This window comes from Flavobacterium sp. JLP (assembly GCF_015350755.1).
GTDB lineage: Bacteria > Bacteroidota > Bacteroidia > Flavobacteriales > Flavobacteriaceae > Flavobacterium.
The window spans coordinates 436,705-455,385 of the sequence record NZ_JADKPS010000002.1; the positions used below are offsets into that span (position 1 = coordinate 436,705).

Below are 18,681 nucleotides of genomic sequence, written 5' to 3' on the forward strand. Positions count from 1 at the left end.
GACTCATTTTAAATTTAAACGCAAAAAAAAAGCCTTTTTGAATTTCAAAAAGGCTTTCATTATCTAAAGAGAAAATTAATCTTTGCTTGATAGTTTTGATAATAATCGTAAGAATTCCACATATAGCCAAACCAATGTGATCATTAATCCCATTGCTCCAAACCATTCCATGAATTTTGGCATTCTTTGCTGTACTCCTTTTTCAATTTGATCGAAATCTAAGAATAAATTCAAAGCTGCAATAATAATCACGAAAACACTAATTCCTATACTCATCATTCCGTTTCCATAATGAACTGGAGTAAAGTTAAAGATCAAAGAAGCTAACCATGAAAATAAATAATAAGTTGCAATTGCCAATGTAGCGGCAATAACAACAGATTTAAATTGCTCCGTAACTTTTACGATTTTAAATTTATATAAACCTAAGCAAACTAAAAAAGTTACTAAGGTTGCGCTTACAGCGTTAATTACGATTCCTGGATATCTTAATTCAAATATCGCAGAGATTCCTCCAATAAACAAACCTTCAAATAAGGCATAACCTGGAGCTAAATAGGGTGAAGCCTGCGGTTTGAAAGAAGAGATTACAACCAAAATTAATCCAACTATTGCACCGCCAATTGCAGGTAAAATAGGATTCATTCCGTTAAATGCCATCCACCACGTTACTATAGCAGAAGCAGTTAATATTAAAAATAAAATAGCTGTTTTATTGATTGTACCAGACAAGGTCATTTCTTGATTATAATCAATAATTTGTGCTTCGTGCACTTCTTGAGTTTTTGAAACAGCATTTGATGAGAAACGCTTGTCACTTAAAAACGGATTTTTTGAATTGAAGTTCATATTTCTAATACATTTAATTGTACTCAAATATATGGAGTTTTTTTGAAGTGCAATTCTTTGCGTTAAATTTTTAACATGAATTTTTCTTCTGTAAAAACTGCTTTTAAATAAAAAAATCCACCAAAAGAAACTCTTGATGGATTGGTATTTTATTTTGATTTTTTTATTTCAATAAATCTAAAACTAAGGATGGAAATAAACCTAAAGCAATATTTAAAACAATTGAAATAACTGCTACAGCGTAAATTAGAAATGGTTTTCCGGTACGTTCTTGATTTGGTTCTTTAGAATACATTGCTAAAATTAGCTTGAAATAATATCCAACGCTTATGATCGAGTTTATAACAGCTACAATTACTAAAGCAATAAATCCGGCCTTGATGGTTTGGTCAAATAAGAACAATTTTGCAAAAAATCCAGAAAAAATTGGGATTCCGGCCATTGATAATAATGAAGCTGTAAGTATTGCTGCCAATAACGGATTTGTTTTTCCTAAACCGTGAAAGTTTGTAATATCTTCATTTTCTTGGTTTTTGCAAACGTATAAAATAACGCTGAACGCTGCAATTCCCGCCAAAGCATAAGCTGCTGTATAATATAGTAAAACTCCAGCTGAAGATGCAACTGTTAGAAAAGTCATCAGCATAAAACCTGCATGCGAAATTCCAGAAAATGCCAGCATACGTTTTACATTTACTTGACGTAATGCCATTATATTTCCAACAGTCATCGAAGCAATTGAAATTATTACAATGATATTTTCAAAAGTTCCTAAAAGACCTTGATTTTCTAATGATGGAATTAAGTTAAGCTCTGCAACCAATTTAAATAGTGTTGCTATTGCTATTACTTTAGCCAAAGTACTCATTAAAGCAGTTGTTAAAGCAGGAGATCCTTCATAAACGTCTGGAGCCCAGAAATGAAATGGAACTGCAGCTACCTTAAATAACATTCCGATTGTCATTAGTATCATCCCGATTGGAAACCAGATTGGCAATTCAGCAGATAAAGAGCTTTCGCTGATTTCAACAACATCAAAACTTCCCATAGCGCCGTAAATCAAACAAATTCCGAATAATATAATACCTGATGCAAAAGATCCCATTAAGAAATATTTCATACCAGCTTCGTTACTTTTCAAATTCAAACGTTCGCTTGCTGCAAGAACATAAAGTGCGATTGACAAAATTTCAATTCCTAAAAAGAACATAGCTAAGTTTCCAAAAGAAACCATTGCAACTCCTCCAGCTAATAAAAATATTTTTATTGCGATGAAATCAGAAATCTTAGTTTGATGATTTTCGTAAAAATTATGACTTAAAGCTACAAGGAAAATAGTCAAAATAATAAACAATGATGAAAATGCAGTTGAGAATTTACTCACTGTAATCATGTTATTATAGTAACTATGTGTTGCTGTTGCGTTTTCAAATTCATAAAAATTAAGAGCCAAAACACCTAGTAAACCAACAATGGTAAAAGGAACAATGGCTTTTCTTAAATTAAGAATTTCAAACAATAGGCAGAAAATACCCAATCCTGTTATAGCTATTAATGTATTCATTTTTGTTTTTTTGATTTAGGAAATCTAAAACTAATGACGCCCTAATTTATTTTTATTTAAAATATTAATTTTTATTGATAACGTTTAAAATCGTTTCTAAACTTGGTGTAATCAAATCTGTAATTGGTTTTGGATAAAATCCGAAGAAGATCAGTACTGCGATAATTATAACTAATGAAATACCTTCATTAACAGTAATATCCGCAAAATTTTTCGAATTGGTTTCACCCAGCATTACATTTTGAAACATTTTAAGCATATAATAAGCTCCTAATATAATAGTTGTTCCGCCTAAAACAGCAAACCAAATATTTATTTGAGAAAGACTATATAAAACGGTAAACTCTCCAACGAAATTAAAAGTACTTGGTAAAGCTACTGAAGCTAGAACCAAAATTAAAAACATAGAAGTAAATTTTGGCGACTGCACACGAATACCTCCTAATGCACCAATTTCTCTAGTTTCGAATCTTCTATAAATGATTTCAGCAGCATAAAATAACCCTACTACAACAAAACCATGAGCGATCATCTGCAAAACAGCTCCACGCAAACCATCAAGAGTCAAAGTATAAGTTCCTGCAGCAATTAATCCAACGTGCGCTAAAGAAGAATAAGCTAATAATTTTTTTAGATCTTTTTGTCTTAAAGCGACTATTGATCCGTAGATAACGCCAGCAATTCCTAAAGCGATGAAAATATTCATGTATTCTTTTGCTGCAAGGGGAGCAATTGGCAACTGCCAACGAATAACACTGTATAATCCCATTTTTAACATGATACCAGATAAAAGCATTGTCCCGACAGTTGGTGCTTTTTGATAAACATTTGCCTGCCATGTGTGGAAAGGAATAATTGGAATTTTAATAGCATACGCTAAAAAGAAAGCCAAAAATATCCAAAGCTGTTCATCGGCTGATAGGTTCAATTTGTATAAATCTTCAATTAAGAAGCTTCCTGCTTTTTGATACAAATAAATAAAAGCTATTAGCATGAATAATGAACCAGCAAGTGTATAAATAAAGAATTTTACAACTGCTTTTCTTCTTTCTTCTGCATCTCCATTACCCCATATAAGAGCAATAAAATAAATTGGAATAAGAGCTAATTCCCAGAAAATATAATATAAAAGACCATCTGCTGCCAAGAAAGTTCCTGTCATAGCAAAAGCCATAAATAAAATTAAAGAATAGAAAGCTTTAGCATTTTTATATTCATTTCCGAAAGAAGAGAATATAATAATTGGTGTTAAGGATACAGTTAATAAAACCATAGCAATGGCCAATCCGTCAGCATTTAGCGCAAATGAAATTTTAGGCTGTGTAATCCAAGCATTGATTAAGCTGATGTTTTCGCCAGCACAAAAATGATTTAGCAATACAACCGAACAGCCTAAAGCTGCCAAACTAAAGAACAAAGCTACTTTTGATGCTAGTTTATCGCCTGCAAAATAAGTGACAAATGCACCAATTAAAAGAATAATTAATATAAGAGAAACGTTCATAGTTATAAAATTATTGAGCTAAAAATATATAGGAAACAATGGCACAAAGACCCAAAACAAAAGCAAAAAGATATAATCCCACACTTCCATTTTGTAATTTTTTACCTTGAAAACCTATTTCATTGGTTACTTTTCCTAATCCGAAAACAAGTGCTGATAAGCCTGTTTCAATACGATCTCTAAAGAATCTTGATAATCCGTTTATAGAACGTACAAATATTACATCATAGATTTCATCTACATAATATTTGTTATATAAAACTTTGGTTAAGCCGCTAATGTTTTCATCAGCTTCAGGAACATTGTCTTGTTTGAAGTATTTAATATAAGCAATTAAAATTCCAATAAATCCGCCTAAAACGGCAACTCCCATTAAGGTATATTCTGTTGTGCCTAAATGATGTTCTTCGCCAGCCACTTTCGTAAAAATAGGTGCCAGATATTCGTTTAACCAACTGTTTCCAGGTAAACTGATAAGTCCGCCAAAAGTTGCTAGAACAGCTAAAATCATTAAGGGAAACGTTATTAATCCGTCACTTTCATGTAAATGATGTTTTTGCTCTTCAGTTCCTCTAAAATCTTTAAAGAAAGTTAAAAACATTAATCTAAACATATAGAAAGCTGTCATAATAGAAGCAATAGACCCAACAACATAAAGTGGGACACTATGGTGAAAAGCGGTCATTAAGATTTCATCTTTAGAGAAAAAACCGGAAAATAATGGAACACCAGAAATAGCCAATGATGAAATTAACATGGTCCAGAAAGTAACGGGCATTGCTTTACGCAAGCCTCCCATTTTTCGCATATCTTGTTCTCCATGTAAACCGTGAATTACAGAACCTGAACCCAAGAATAAACAAGCTTTAAAGAAAGCGTGAGTAATTACATGAAAAACAGCTACTTCGTAAGCTCCAAAACCTAATGCTAAAAACATTAATCCTAATTGTGAAACTGTAGAATATGCTAATACTTTTTTAATATCAGTTTGAACTAAGCCTATTGTTGCCGCTACCAATGAAGTTACACCTCCAATAATTGCAATAACGGTTTGAACATCTGGCGCTAAATCAAAAACAAAGTTTAATCTAGTTACCATAAAGATACCAGCAGTAACCATGGTTGCAGCGTGAATCAAAGCCGAAACTGGAGTTGGTCCAGCCATTGCGTCTGGTAACCAAGTATATAAAGGTATTTGTGCTGATTTACCACAAGCTCCAATAAACAAGCATAAAGCAGCTAATGAAAGCAATGGTAAATTTAAATTTGTTGCTCCCGCAATTGCAGTTTTTAAAGTTGCGTAATCTAAAGTTGAGAACATTGAACCAATAATAAACATTCCAATTAATAGACCTAAATCTCCAATTCTGTTCATTATGAATGCCTTTTTTGCCGCATCATTATAATCTTGGTTTTTATACCAAAATCCGATAAGTAAATAAGAGCAAAGACCAACGCCTTCCCAGCCAATAAATAAAACTAATAAGTTGCTTCCAATTACAAGTGTAATCATGAAGAATACGAACAGATTCAAATACGCAAAAAACTTATGCATATTTTGATCGTCGTGCATGTAACTGATAGAGTATAAGTGAATCAAAGATCCAATTCCGGTTACAAAAAGCAACCAAAGAATTGATAATTGATCTAATAAAAATCCAAGGTTGATATGAAGATTACTGATCTGAATCCAATCAAATAAAGTTACTTGAATGGCTTTTCCAGTTGTAGTAATTTGATTGAAAAGAAAAAGTATAACTCCAAATGAAATCGCTACTGCAACAGTTCCGATGATTCCAGAAACTGTTTTTCCTAAGCTTTTTCCAAAGAAAACATTGATTAAAAATCCTAAAAAAGGAGCTAAAACTAAAACTAAAGCTAAATTGGTATCCATTTCCATTTATCCTTTTAAATTTTTTAAATTATCGATACTAATTGAGCCTAAATTTCTAAAAACAGAAACCAAAATGGCCAATCCTACCGCAACTTCTGCCGCAGCAACTGCCATCGAGAAGAACACAAAAACTTGTCCTTGTGCATCTTGATGATACGTTGAAAAAGCAACAAATAAAAGGTTAACCGCATTCAACATGATTTCGATAGACATGAAAACGATAATCGCATTTCGTCTGTACAATACACCAAAAATACCAATACAAAAAAGTACAACACTTAAAAAGATGTAATTTTCAATACCTATTTGATTTAATATATTACCCATTATTTATTTAATTTTTCTTTTTTAGACAATAATACAGTTCCAATCATTGCAACCAAAAGCAAAATCGAAGCAAATTCAAACGGAACCATATATTCGTTTAGTAATATTTTCCCTAATACTTTAATTGATTGAAAATCTTCGCCAGTTGAATCATATTCTCCAACAATTGGTTTAGAATTAATGAAAATTGTAATTAGTACAATGCAAATCAAACAGAAAGAAACAATTGCTCCTAAACGTGTAATTCTTGGCCTGTGAACTTGATGGCGCTCATTTAGGTTCATTAACATGATCGTAAACAGGAACAAAATCATAATCGCCCCCGAGTAGACTATAATATGTACGACAGCCAAAAATTGAGCATTTAATAGTAAATAATGTCCAGCAATCGAAAAGAAACAAATTACTAAATAGATAGCACTGTGAATTGGATTTCTGCTAAAAATGGTCAAAAATGCTGTAATTACCGTAATAAACGCTAAGAAACAAAATATAATTTGTACAGTAGTTGCGTGTGCAAAATCAGGAATATGTATCATTTAGTTAGCATTATTAAGTTGAGCATTTTTGATTGCCACGTCAAGAGGCATCACTAATCTGTCTTTTCCAAAAATAAAATCTTCTCTTTCGTAGCTAGAAGGAACCAATACTTTTGATGTTGTCAAATAAATAGCGTCTTTTGGACAAGCTTCTTCACATAAACCGCAAAAAATACAACGCAACATATTGATTTCGTAGATCGAAGCATATTTTTCTTCTCTGTATAAGTGTTTCTCATCTGCTTTACGCTCAGCTGCTTTCATTGTAATTGCTTCTGCAGGACATGATAAAGCACATAATCCGCAAGCAGTACAATTTTCACGGCCTTGTTCATCGCGTTTCAACTGGTGCTGACCACGATAAACTGGACTCATTTCTCGCACTTGTTCAGGATAATGAATAGTTACTTTTTTTCTGAATAAGTGTTTAAAAGTAATAATCAATCCTTTTACAATCGCCACAAGATACAATCGTTCCCAAAAGGTCATCTCTTTATTAGAGACCATCTTTTTTCTACCCGATAATGATATAGTTTCTATTGACATTTTATAATATATGTTACGATTTTTAATTTGAAGGTAAATCAAATTCCAAATCTATTTTAGTTTTAATTTCAAGCTTTTATTATAATCCTAAAAATACTGCGATTTCATGTCTTAGAATAACTACTCCGGTAATCATAATATTAATAATCGAAAGCGGAATTAAAATTCTCCAGCCTAAATTCATTAATTGGTCATATCTAAATCTCGGAATTGTCCAACGTACCCACATATAGAAAAATATGAAGAAACATATTTTAGCAAACAATACCACAATTCCTAAAATATTAGCGGTATTTACACCTACATTTTCTACCATCCATTGCATTCCTGGATAGTTGTATCCTCCAAAAAACAATACTGAAATAATAGTAGCAGAGATAAACATATTTGCATATTCAGCAAATAAATAAAATCCCATTTTCATAGATGAATATTCTGTATGATAACCACCAATTAACTCAGATTCACATTCTGCTAAGTCAAAAGGAGTTCTATTTGTTTCTGCAAATGCGCAAATCAAGAAAATTAAAAAGGATAATGGCTGATAAAATATATTCCAGTTCATTCCTGCTTGTTGTTCAGAAATTTCTTTTAAGCTTAAAGTTCCAGTCATCATTAATAAAGCAATCATTGATAATCCCATGGCAACTTCATAAGAAACCATTTGCGAAGCTGCACGAACAGCTCCCATCAATGAGAATTTATTATTTGAAGCCCATCCTCCAATCATGATTCCGTAAACTCCAACAGAGATAACTCCGAAAACATATAATAAAGCAATGTTTACATCAGTAGCCTGCAAAAGAACATCGCGTCCAAAAATATGCAGTCTGTCTCCCCACGGAATAACAGCACTTGTCATCAAAGCTGTACTCATGGCGATTGCCGGTCCAACAATGAATAAAAATTTGTTAGGGGTATTTGGGAAAAATTCTTCTTTTGAAAATAATTTCATACCATCAGCAAGAGGCTGTAATAATCCTCCCCATCCAGCACGGTTAGGCCCTACACGATCCTGAAGGAAAGCCGCAACTTTACGTTCAGCCCAAGTAGAATACATCGCCATAATCATTGTTACGGCAAAAACCACAACAATTACAACACTTTTTTCTATAATAAATGCACCATCTACCATTGTTAAGAATTTTTGTTGTTAGTGTTTAATGGAATTTCAGCCATACTAATTTTTTTACGGTCAACATCTCTGCCTAGAAGAATATTTTTTTCTGTAGCGATTTCTACTTTCTCTAATTTTTGAGTGTAGTTATTTTGATTGATAACAGAATCTTTTTCAAATTCTCTTGGTCCTTCAATAACCCAGTCATTAACATTTTTGTGGTCGAAACGACAAGAGTTGCAAATGAATTCTTCTACTTCATGATACTCATCTTTACGGCCAGTAACACGTTGAATTTCTCCACCAAACATCCAAACGGTTGTTTTACCGCAACATCCCGGAGTTGTACATTCTCTGTGTGCATTGTAAGGTTTGTTAAACCAAACTCTTGATTTGAAACGGAAAGTTTTGTCTGTTAAAGCTCCAACCGGACAAACGTCAATCATGTTTCCAGAAAACTCATTGTCGATAGCTTTTGAAATTCCAGTTGAAATATTAGCGTGGTCACCACGATCTAATACTCCATGAACTCTATTGTCTGTCAATTGATCTGCAACCTGTACACATCTTTGGCATAAAATACAACGGTTCATGTGCAGTTGAATATGCGGACCAATATCTTCTGGTTCGAATGTTCTTTTTTCTTCGATAAAACGTGATTTCGGATTTCCGTGCTCGAAACTTAAATTTTGAAGATCACATTCTCCAGCTTGGTCACAAACTGGACAGTCAAGAGGGTGATTGATCAATAAAAATTCAGTTACAGATTTACGAGCTTCAGTAACTCTGTCAGAAGATTTACTGTTTACTTCCATTCCGTCCATACATCCTGTTACGCAAGATGCCATTAATTTTGGCATTGGTCTTGGGTCAGCTTCACTTCCTTTCGAAACTTCAACTAAACAACAACGGCATTTTCCGCCACTGCCTTTTAATTTTGAGTAATAGCACATGGCTGGCGGTACCAAATCTCCACCAATCATACGTGCAGCCTGCAGGATCGTTGTTCCTGGCTCTACGTCTATACTTTGACCGTCTATGGTTACTTTCATCTCTATATTTTGTTTTTTTAGTTTCAGGTTTCACGTTTCAGGTTTTCACTTGAAACTAAAAAAACTTGAAACTTTAAACTATTTTTAAACTGTTTGTCTGCCTACTAAATGCTTCACTTGTGAAAAAGGTTCAGCAACAAAGTGATCTCTATTTTTAATTTTTTCTGGGAAGCGAACGTGATATTCAAATTCATCTCTAAAGTGACGAATCGCAGCTGCTACTGGCCAAGAAGCGGCGTCACCAAGCGGACAAATTGTGTTTCCTTCAATTTTACTCTGAATACTCCACAGTAATTCGATATCTTCTTCACGGCCTTGACCGTTTTCGATTCTCCATAATATTTTTTCTAACCATCCTGTTCCTTCACGGCAAGGTGTACATTGTCCGCAAGATTCGTGGTGGTAAAAACGAGCAAAGTTCCAAGTATTTCTTACCACACAGGCAGTGTCGTTGTAAACGATAAATCCTCCAGAACCCAACATAGATCCAGTAGCAAAACCACCATCACTCAAAGATTCGTAAGTCATTAAACGATCTTCGCCGTTTGCTGTTTTGAAAATCAATTCAGCTGGTAGAATTGGCACAGAAGATCCTCCAGGAACAAATGCTTTTAATGGTCGGCTTGAAGACATTCCTCCTAAATATTCATCAGAATTCATGAATTCGTCAACGCTCAAACCTAATTCAATTTCGTAAACTCCAGGGTTTTTGATGTGTCCAGAAGCAGAAATTAACTTAGTTCCTGTAGAACGTCCAATTCCTATTTTAGCGTAATCATCACCAGAATTGTTGATGATCCATGGCACAGTGGCGATAGTTTCAACATTGTTTACTACTGTAGGATTTGCCCAAAGTCCTGAAACCGCTGGAAAAGGTGGCTTAATACGAGGATTTCCTCTTTTACCTTCTAAAGACTCAATAAGTGCAGTTTCTTCTCCACAAATATAAGCTCCAGCTCCACAGTGAACATGTAACTCTAAATCGTAACCTGTTCCTAATATATTTTTTCCTAACCAACCGGCAGCTCTTGCTTCGTTGATTGCTCTTTCTAAAATTTTGAAAACCCACATATATTCTCCACGAATATAGATATAGGATAAGTTAGCCCCCAAAGCAAAACTTGAAGTAATCATCCCTTCGATCAATAAGTGAGGAATAAATTCCATCAAATAACGATCTTTAAAAGTTCCCGGTTCAGATTCGTCAGCGTTGCAAACTAAATGTCTAGGTTTTCCTGATTTTTTATCAATAAAACTCCATTTCATTCCTGCAGGGAAACCTGCTCCACCACGCCCACGAAGTCCTGATTTTTTTACCTCTTCAACAACTTCGTCTGGTGTAAGTGTTTTTAAAGCTTTTTCTACAGAAGCGTATCCGCCATTTTGGCGATAAACTTCATAGGTTTTAATACCAGGAACATTGATTTTATCTAATAATATTTTTTGTGACATATTATTTATCGTGTAATATTATTTTATCATCTCTGCAATCAGCGATTAACTGATCGATTTTTTCTTCTGTCAGTTTCTCTTTGTAGAAATCACCTAACTGCATCATCGGAGCGTATCCACAAGCACCTAAACATTCTACTCCGGCAATGGTAAACATCCCGTCTGGAGTTGTTTCGCCCATTTTAATGCCTAATTTTTCAGAAGTATAATCCATTAAATTTTCGGCCCCATTTAAACAACAACAAGAAGTCTGGCAAAATTCGAACATGTATTTTCCAATTGGTTTTTGGTTGTACATGGTATAAAAAGTAACCACTTCATAAACCTCAATTGGTTTAATGTGCAAAATTTCAGCAACTTTATCCTGCAGCTCAATACTTAGCCAGTTATCATGAGCATCCTGCACTTCGTGCAAAACAGGCAACAAAGCTGATTTTCTTTTATCTTCAGGATAATGACTGATTAATTCATTGATGCGAGTCATCAATGCTTCAGTCATGTTTATTTCTTGTTTGTAATGTTTACGTTCCATTTTTAATTTTGGATTTTACTCCCGATCCCGAAGCCTCGGGACGGGATTAGATTTTAGATTTTTTCAATCTTTGTCTACAATCTATGATTCTTCAACCATTGTTTAAGTTTTAGATTCTTCAATCTGATTTTTTCAATTCTTAATTATAATTTTTAAATCTAATCCCGTCCCGAGGCTTCGGGATCGGGACTAAAATCTGCATTATTAATCAGCAATCTAAAATCTACAATATTTTATGCGTCTAATTCTCCTGCAATTACGTTTAAACTTGATAGAATAACAATTGCATCTGATAGTAAAGCACCTTTAATCATTTCTGGATATGCTTGGTAATAAATAAAGCAAGGTCTTCTGAAATGTAATCTGTATGGAGTTCTGCTTCCATCAGTGACTAAATAAAATCCTAATTCTCCATTTCCTCCTTCAACTGGGTGATAAATTTCTGCAACTGGTACAGGAACTTCTCCCATTACGATCTTAAAGTGATAAATTAGAGATTCCATCGAAGTATAAACATCTTCTTTTGGAGGAAGGTAATAATCAGGAACTTCTGCATGATACTCATTTCCGGCAGGCATTTTATCTAATGCTTGACGAATAATGCTTAAACTTTCCCAAACTTCAGCATTACGTACACAGAAGCGATCATAAGTATCACCTGATTTTCCAACAGGAACAATAAAATCGAAATCTTCGTATGATGAGTAAGGCTGTGCAACACGAACATCGTAGTCAACCCCTGCAGCACGTAAGTTCGGACCTGTAAATCCGTAAGCCATTGCTTGTTCAGCTGTAATTGCACCTACGTTTACGGTTCTATCAAGGAAAATTCTATTTCTTTCGAATAAGTTTTCGAATTCTTTCCATGCAACAGGAAAGTCTTCTAGGAATTTATCTAGTTTTGCAAAAGCAGCTGGAGACCAGTCTCTTTCAAAACCACCAATTCTTCCCATATTTGTAGTCAAACGAGCTCCACAAATTTCTTCGTAGATTTCGTAGATTTTTTCTCTAAATTGAAAAACGTATAAGAAACCAGTATATGCACCAGTATCTACTCCTAAAATCGAGTTACAGATTAAGTGATCTGTAATACGAGCCAGCTCCATTACGATTACTCTTAAATACTGCGCTCTTTTTGGAACCTCAATTCCTAGAAGTTTTTCTAAAGTCATCCACCATCCCATATTATTAATAGGAGAGGAGCAATAGTTCATACGATCAGTAAGTGGCGTAATTTGATAAAAAGGACGATTTTCGGCAATTTTTTCGAAAGCTCTGTGGATGTAGCCAATAGTTGGTTCAGCTTCTAGAATTCTTTCTCCATCCATCAAAAGGATATTCTGAAAAATACCGTGAGTTGCTGGGTGGGTTGGCCCTAAATTCAGTACTGAAAGCTCGCTTCCGTCTTCGTTTAGTTTCTCCTTAATTATTTTAGCATAACGATGCTCTGGGGGTAATAATAGTTCTGACATTTTATAATGTTGAATTATTTATTTTTTAGCAATTTGTTGTTGTTCTTCCAAAGAATCTGTCGTCTTTATCGGTTCTTCCGCTATCTTCCATTGGAAATTCTTTTCGCATTGGGAAAGATATCATTTCATCCATATTTAAAATACGTTTCAATTGTGGGTGACCAATAAAGTTAACGCCAAAGAAATCGTAAGTTTCTCTTTCCATCCAGTTTGCACTTAGGAAAATATTTGAAATGGTTTTAATTTCTGGTTTTTCACCGTTAAGAAATACTTTGATTTTTATTCTTGTGTTTTCATACCAGTTGTGCAAATGGTAAACGATCGCAAACTGACGATCTGTTTCGTTGTCTGGATAATGAATACCGCATAAATCGGTTAAAAAATGAAAACGTAAATCAGAATCGTTTTTCAAAAAAAGAATCAAAGCAGTGATTTTGTCAGCAGTTGTTTCTAGTGAAAAAATATCTCTTTCCTGTTGAAAGTTAAAAACACTTGCGTCAAATGTTTCTGTAAGTTTATCTTGAATCAGGGTATTTTCTAAAGCCATTTTATGAAATGTTATAAGAAGCTAATAATTCTTGGTATTCTGGGGAGCTTCTGCGTCTGACAGATTCGCTTCTTACCAATTCTTGAAGTTTCATTACGCCATCAACAATTTGTTCTGGTCTTGGCGGGCATCCTGGTACGTAAACGTCAACCGGAATTACTTTGTCAATTCCTTGTAAAACGGAATAAGTATCGAAAATTCCTCCTGACGATGCACAGGCTCCAACTGCAATTACCCAGCGAGGTTCAGACATTTGTTCGTAAACTTGTCTTAAAATAGGTGCCATTTTTTTAGAAATAGTTCCCATTACCATTAACATATCAGCCTGACGAGGAGAAAAACTCACACGCTCAGAACCAAATCGTGCTAAATCATAATGTGAAGCCATAGTCGCCATGAATTCGATACCACAGCATGAAGTGGCAAAAGGCAATGGCCATAATGAATTGGCTCTTGCTAAACCTACAACATCATTTAGTTTTGTAGCGAAGAAACCTTCTCCTACAACTCCTTCTGGCGGTGCAACCATATTTACATTTGAATCGCTCATTTTATTTCAGATTTTAGATTTCAGATTTTAGATTTGGGTAAATCATATAAATCAAAATCAATTTATTATCATTAAATCTTTTAATTTGAGAAATCTTTCCCGAGACTTCGGGACTGAAATCTAAAATTTCTTATTCCCAGTCTAATGCTTTCTTTTTGATGATATAGAAAAAACCAACCAAAAGAAGCGCCATGAAAACAATCATCTTTAACATTCCTTCAATTCCTAATTCTCTGAAGTTTACTGCCCAAGGATAAAGGAAGATTACCTCTACATCAAACAATACAAACAAAATTGCAACTAGGAAATATTTTACTGAAAACGGAATACGAGCATTACCAACAGATTCGATACCGCACTCGAAGTTTTTGTCTTTAACTTCTGAGGTTCTTTTTGGTCCTAATTTTCCAGAAATAATGATTGTTCCTACCACAAAACCAACAGCCAAAATGAACTGCATTAAAATAGGAATGTAACTGTATTGATCAGATTGCATAAACTTAGGTTTTTTACTTAAAGAATAAGCCACAAAGATAACTTTCAACTCTGTAAATCACAAGCTAAAAAATGATTTAAGTGAACTCTAAAACGGCGTTTACATCTAATTTTTATTGATTATAAATAAGATGAAGGATTTTTAATATATTTTTAAGAAATGAACAAAAAAAAACGTTTCGAAATAAATCGAAACGTTTTTAAAACCATTCAGAGGCAAAAAAAATAAATTGCTATATTTTTCTTAGATTACTGCTACTTTAGCAGCAACTTTCCCTTTTCTTCCTTCTTCTTCTTCATAGCTTACACGGTCACCTTCGCGTAATTCTTCCGCGTTAATTCCTGAAGCGTGAACGAAGATATCTTTTCCTGTTTCTTCGTCTGTAATGAATCCATAACCTTTAGATTCATTGAAAAATTTTACTGTACCTGTACGCATTGTAATTGTAATAATAATTTATAATGTAGCAAATGTAACATATAAATTCATACAAAAGACAATAAGCTGTTAATTTTTTGTAAAAATTATTGATTCACAGTGTTTTCGCTATTTATATTGCATCTAATATCATATCACGCTATCTAAAATAACGAATCATTAATGATACTTCAAACAAAGATTGAAGTCAAATCTTTGTAATAAATGGACTACTTTATGATAAATGCCATTTTTTGCTATTTTTTTAAATTTTTACTTCAAAATAAAAAAAACTGCCACTTTTTTTAGTGGCAGTTTTGTATGTATTTATAAAATTGAACTAATTAATTTAAATCCAATTTAATTGAAAGTTCTTTTAATTGAGAATCATCAATTGCAGCTGGCGCGTCGATCATTACATCGCGTCCAGAATTGTTTTTAGGGAATGCAATAAAATCTCTAATAGTTTCCTGACCTCCTAAAATAGCGACTAATCTATCCAGACCAAAAGCTAATCCACCGTGAGGCGGTGCTCCAAATTGAAAAGCGTCCATTAAGAAACCAAATTGTGCTTTTGCTTCTTCTTCGGTAAAACCTAAATATTTGAACATTAATTGCTGTGTTGCCTTATCGTGAATACGAATAGATCCTCCGCCAATTTCATTTCCGTTTAAAACCATATCATAGGCGTTTGCACGTACTTTTCCTGGTTCTGTTTCTAACAAAGCCATATCTTCTGGTTTTGGAGATGTAAACGGGTGGTGCATCGCGTGGTAACGACCACTTTCTTCATCAAGCTCCAATAATGGGAAATCTACAACCCATAGTGGTGCAAATTCTTCTGGTTTGCGCAATCCTAATCGAGTCGCTAATTCCATTCGAAGCGCAGAAAGCTGTGCACGCGTTTTATTTGCTGGACCAGAAAGCACAAAAATCATGTCTCCAGGATTTGCTTCTGTTGCTTTTGCCCATTTTGCCAAATCATCTTGATCGTAGAATTTATCTACAGATGATTTAATCGTTCCGTCATCATTATATTTTGCATACACCATTCCAGACGCACCAACTTGAGGGCGTTTTACCCAGTCAATTAAACCGTCAATTTCTTTACGAGTATAATTTCCGGCTCCGGGAACGGCAATTCCCACAACTAATTCTGCAGCATTAAAAACTGGAAAATCTTTATGTTGTGCAAATTCGTTCAATTCACCAAACTTCATTCCGAAACGAATGTCTGGTTTGTCATTTCCGTATGTTTTCATGGCATAATCATAGGTGATTCTTGGGAATTTCTCTACTTCAATACCTTTAATTTCTTTAAGTAAGTGTCTTGTCAAACCTTCAAAAACATTCAAAATGTCTTCTTGTTCTACAAACGCCATTTCGCAGTCGATTTGTGTAAATTCAGGCTGACGGTCTGCACGTAGATCTTCATCACGGAAACATTTCACGATTTGAAAATATTTATCCATGCCACCTACCATCAGCAATTGTTTGAAAGTTTGAGGAGATTGTGGCAAAGCATAAAACTGACCTTCGTTCATACGGCTTGGTACAACGAAATCTCTCGCTCCTTCTGGAGTCGATTTGATTAAGTAAGGAGTTTCCACTTCACAGAAATCTAAATCAGATAAATATTTACGAACTTCCATCGCTACTTTGTGACGGAAAAGCAAACTGTTTTTTACAGGATTTCTTCTGATGTCCAAATAACGATATTTCATTCGGATATCTTCACCGCCATCCGTTTCATCTTCTATAGTAAATGGAGGAGTTAAAGCTGCATTTAAAATAGTCAATTCAGTAACTAAAATTTCGATTTCACCAGTCGGAATGTTTTTGTTTTTTGCTTCTCGCTCAATAACAGTTCCCTTTACCTGAATTACAAATTCTCTTCCAAGAGTTTTAGCCAGTTCAAAAACAGTTTTATCAGTACGGCTTTCGTCGAAAATAAGCTGTGTTATTCCGTAACGGTCGCGCAAATCAACCCAGTTCATAAATCCTTTATCGCGTGATTTTTGTACCCAACCCGCTAGTGTAACTTCGGTATTAATATTTGAGGCGTTTAATTCGCCGCAATTATGACTTCTATACATGATCAAAATTTTAGACTGCAAAAGTAAACACAAAATTCAAATTAATATAGTAAAGTGATAACTTGATGTGTGTTAATTTTAAATATTTTGTTAATTGTTAATTTCAAGACAGTTATTTCTTTAGATTTGAAGTACTAAAAACAAACTTTAAAGATCTATGAAGAAACTTTTTATTGCCGGTTTAGTGCTTTTCAGCACTTTGAATGTTATTGGACAATCTAAAAAATATGTCACTTTTGAAGCTAATATTGCCAATAGAAATGGCGACGTAATAAAGATTATCAATAACGGAAAAATAATAAAGACGATTACCGTTAATGAAAAAGGTATTTTTAAAGATACTCTAGTGGTTGATGGAGGAAGAAGCAGGTTATCTGATGGAGTAGAAACAACAGAATTATTTTTGAAAAACGGCGACGACCTAAAACTAAAAATGGACGCTAAGCAATTTGATGAATCAATTGTTTACAGCGGTAAGGGAAGTTTAGAAAATAATATTTTGGCGCAACGTATTTTAGCCGATGAAAAACTGTATGATAACAGCGTTTTAACTTTAGATGATGCTGCATTTAATAAACTAATAGAAGCTAAAAAAACTGCTGATTTAGCTCGATTAAAAAATAAAAAACTAGATCCTGAATTTGTAAAAATCGAAACAGAAAATGGAGTAAATGCTGTTGCTGAAATTTCTGAATATCGCCAGCAGGCGCAACAAATGGCAAAATTAAATAATTCTCCTTCTCCAGATTTTGATTATGAAAATCATAAAGGTGGAAAAACTAAACTTTCTGATCTAAAAGGAAAATACGTTTATATTGATCTTTGGGCTACTTGGTGTGGACCTTGCAGGGCTGAAATTCCTTATCTGCAAAAAATTGAAGAAAAATATCACGGAAAAAATATTGAGTTTGTAAGTGTTTCTATAGATGCATTAAAAGATCATGACAAATGGCAAAAATTTGTAAATGATAAACAATTAGGCGGAATTAAGTTATTTTCTGATAATGAGTGGAAATCTGCTTTTGTAACCAGTTATAATGTAACAGGAATTCCTAGATTTATTTTGATTGATCCTAAAGGTAATGTATTGGAGGCTAATGCTTCTAGACCTTCTTCTCCTGAGCTTCAGGTACAATTAGATACATTATTAAAGTAATTTAGTATAAAATTTATAACGATATAGTAATTTTAGATTTTTTCTAAAACACCAGTAAAACCAGTGCTTGAGCGCTGGTTTTTTTTGTTTTCACTGATTTCCAATGTTAAGTTTTTATTCAATGTTACCAAATTGTTAAGTAAAAGTTTGTTTAATGTAAACATTTAATTATATTTGATAACGATTTGATAACATTAAAACCCAAAAATATGAAAAAGTGTGTAATTTTAGTTGCAATATTGTTCTCTGGAATTTTAGTTGCACAAGAGACAAAACCTGAGTTAGAAGCTGTTGGAAACACAGTAAAAGCTACTTATTATTATGAGAATGGTAATATCCAGCAACAAGGTTTTTTTAAGGACGGTAAGTTAGATGGCGTTTGGGTATCATATGATGAAAAAGGAAATAAAGTTGCAGTAGGAGAGTATACAAATGGTTTGAAAACTGGGAAATGGGTATTTTTTAACGAAAAAAATCTTTGTGAGGTTGCTTACGATAACAGCAAAATCAGTTCAGTTAAAAATTTACAAAAAAATGCTTTAGCTAATAGAAACTAAGAAATTTAAAATAA

At 33.7% G+C, this 18,681-nt stretch carries 19 protein-coding genes; 2 read left to right on the plus strand and 17 right to left on the minus strand.

Features of this window, described 5'->3' with window-relative positions:
* Positions 1-75: 75 nt before the first annotated feature.
* The 17 genes from IRZ83_RS07295 to aspS all read right to left on the minus strand — a co-directional run bounded on the left by IRZ83_RS07295 (position 76) and on the right by aspS (position 16,954).
* A complete protein-coding gene (locus tag IRZ83_RS07295) occupies positions 76-849 on the minus strand; it encodes a Bax inhibitor-1/YccA family protein (RefSeq protein ID WP_194567826.1) in 774 nt (257 codons plus the stop codon).
* Positions 850-1,012: 163 nt separating this feature from the next.
* Positions 1,013-2,413 carry an NADH-quinone oxidoreductase subunit N gene (locus IRZ83_RS07300; protein WP_194567828.1) on the minus strand — a complete coding sequence of 467 codons (1,401 nt, stop codon included), beginning with the start codon at positions 2,411-2,413 and terminating at the stop codon, positions 1,013-1,015.
* A 64-nt stretch (positions 2,414-2,477) separates the two neighbouring features.
* A complete protein-coding gene (locus tag IRZ83_RS07305; RefSeq protein ID WP_194567830.1) occupies positions 2,478-3,917 on the minus strand; it encodes a NuoM family protein in 1,440 nt (479 codons plus the stop codon).
* 10 nt (positions 3,918-3,927) lie between these two features.
* On the minus strand, positions 3,928-5,811 hold the full coding sequence (nuoL, locus tag IRZ83_RS07310; RefSeq protein WP_194567832.1) for an NADH-quinone oxidoreductase subunit L: 1,884 nt from the start codon (positions 5,809-5,811) through the stop codon (positions 3,928-3,930).
* A gap of 6 nt (positions 5,812-5,817) precedes the next feature.
* Complete coding sequence (gene nuoK / locus IRZ83_RS07315) at positions 5,818-6,138, minus strand: NADH-quinone oxidoreductase subunit NuoK (protein ID WP_029271559.1); 321 nt, start codon at positions 6,136-6,138, stop codon at positions 5,818-5,820.
* Positions 6,138-6,677 carry an NADH-quinone oxidoreductase subunit J gene (locus tag IRZ83_RS07320; RefSeq protein ID WP_029271560.1) on the minus strand — a complete coding sequence of 180 codons (540 nt, stop codon included), beginning with the start codon at positions 6,675-6,677 and terminating at the stop codon, positions 6,138-6,140. The genes nuoK and IRZ83_RS07320 overlap by 1 nt, the downstream gene beginning before the upstream one ends.
* Complete coding sequence (locus IRZ83_RS07325) at positions 6,678-7,223, minus strand: NuoI/complex I 23 kDa subunit family protein (protein WP_029271561.1); 546 nt, start codon at positions 7,221-7,223, stop codon at positions 6,678-6,680.
* 79 nt (positions 7,224-7,302) lie between these two features.
* A complete protein-coding gene (gene nuoH, locus IRZ83_RS07330) occupies positions 7,303-8,358 on the minus strand; it encodes an NADH-quinone oxidoreductase subunit NuoH (protein ID WP_029271562.1) in 1,056 nt (351 codons plus the stop codon).
* 2 nt (positions 8,359-8,360) lie between these two features.
* Positions 8,361-9,392 (minus strand): 2Fe-2S iron-sulfur cluster-binding protein, encoded by a 1,032-nt coding sequence (locus IRZ83_RS07335; protein ID WP_029271563.1) that lies wholly within the window; start codon positions 9,390-9,392, stop codon positions 8,361-8,363.
* Between the two features lie 84 nt (positions 9,393-9,476).
* Positions 9,477-10,844, minus strand: coding sequence for an NADH-quinone oxidoreductase subunit NuoF (gene nuoF / locus IRZ83_RS07340; RefSeq protein ID WP_194567834.1), 1,368 nt, complete (start codon positions 10,842-10,844; stop codon positions 9,477-9,479).
* A 1-nt stretch (position 10,845) separates the two neighbouring features.
* Entirely contained in the window at positions 10,846-11,376 is a 531-nt protein-coding gene (locus IRZ83_RS07345; RefSeq protein ID WP_029271565.1) for a complex I 24 kDa subunit family protein, read from the minus strand.
* Positions 11,377-11,609: 233 nt separating this feature from the next.
* Complete coding sequence (locus tag IRZ83_RS07350; protein WP_029271566.1) at positions 11,610-12,848, minus strand: NADH-quinone oxidoreductase subunit D; 1,239 nt, start codon at positions 12,846-12,848, stop codon at positions 11,610-11,612.
* A 25-nt stretch (positions 12,849-12,873) separates the two neighbouring features.
* Positions 12,874-13,395, minus strand: a complete 522-nt coding sequence (locus IRZ83_RS07355; protein ID WP_029271567.1) for an NADH-quinone oxidoreductase subunit C — start codon at positions 13,393-13,395, stop codon at positions 12,874-12,876.
* Between the two features lies 1 nt (position 13,396).
* Entirely contained in the window at positions 13,397-13,945 is a 549-nt protein-coding gene (locus tag IRZ83_RS07360) for an NADH-quinone oxidoreductase subunit B (protein WP_029271568.1), read from the minus strand.
* Between the two features lie 130 nt (positions 13,946-14,075).
* Positions 14,076-14,441: an NADH-quinone oxidoreductase subunit A gene (locus tag IRZ83_RS07365; protein WP_194567836.1), complete on the minus strand. Its 366-nt coding sequence runs from the start codon at positions 14,439-14,441 to the stop codon at positions 14,076-14,078.
* A gap of 243 nt (positions 14,442-14,684) precedes the next feature.
* The gene (locus IRZ83_RS07370; RefSeq protein WP_007137066.1) at positions 14,685-14,879 is read right to left on the minus strand and encodes a cold-shock protein; all 195 of its coding nucleotides are present in this window, start codon (positions 14,877-14,879) and stop codon (positions 14,685-14,687) included.
* A gap of 323 nt (positions 14,880-15,202) precedes the next feature.
* On the minus strand, positions 15,203-16,954 hold the full coding sequence (gene aspS / locus IRZ83_RS07375; protein WP_029271570.1) for an aspartate--tRNA ligase: 1,752 nt from the start codon (positions 16,952-16,954) through the stop codon (positions 15,203-15,205).
* 157 nt (positions 16,955-17,111) lie between these two features.
* Between aspS and IRZ83_RS07380 the strand changes: the two genes are divergently transcribed.
* The gene (locus IRZ83_RS07380) at positions 17,112-18,110 is read left to right on the plus strand and encodes a TlpA family protein disulfide reductase (RefSeq protein WP_194567838.1); all 999 of its coding nucleotides are present in this window, start codon (positions 17,112-17,114) and stop codon (positions 18,108-18,110) included.
* A 209-nt stretch (positions 18,111-18,319) separates the two neighbouring features.
* Complete coding sequence (locus IRZ83_RS07385; protein ID WP_029271572.1) at positions 18,320-18,667, plus strand: toxin-antitoxin system YwqK family antitoxin; 348 nt, start codon at positions 18,320-18,322, stop codon at positions 18,665-18,667.
* Positions 18,668-18,681: the final 14 nt, after the last annotated feature.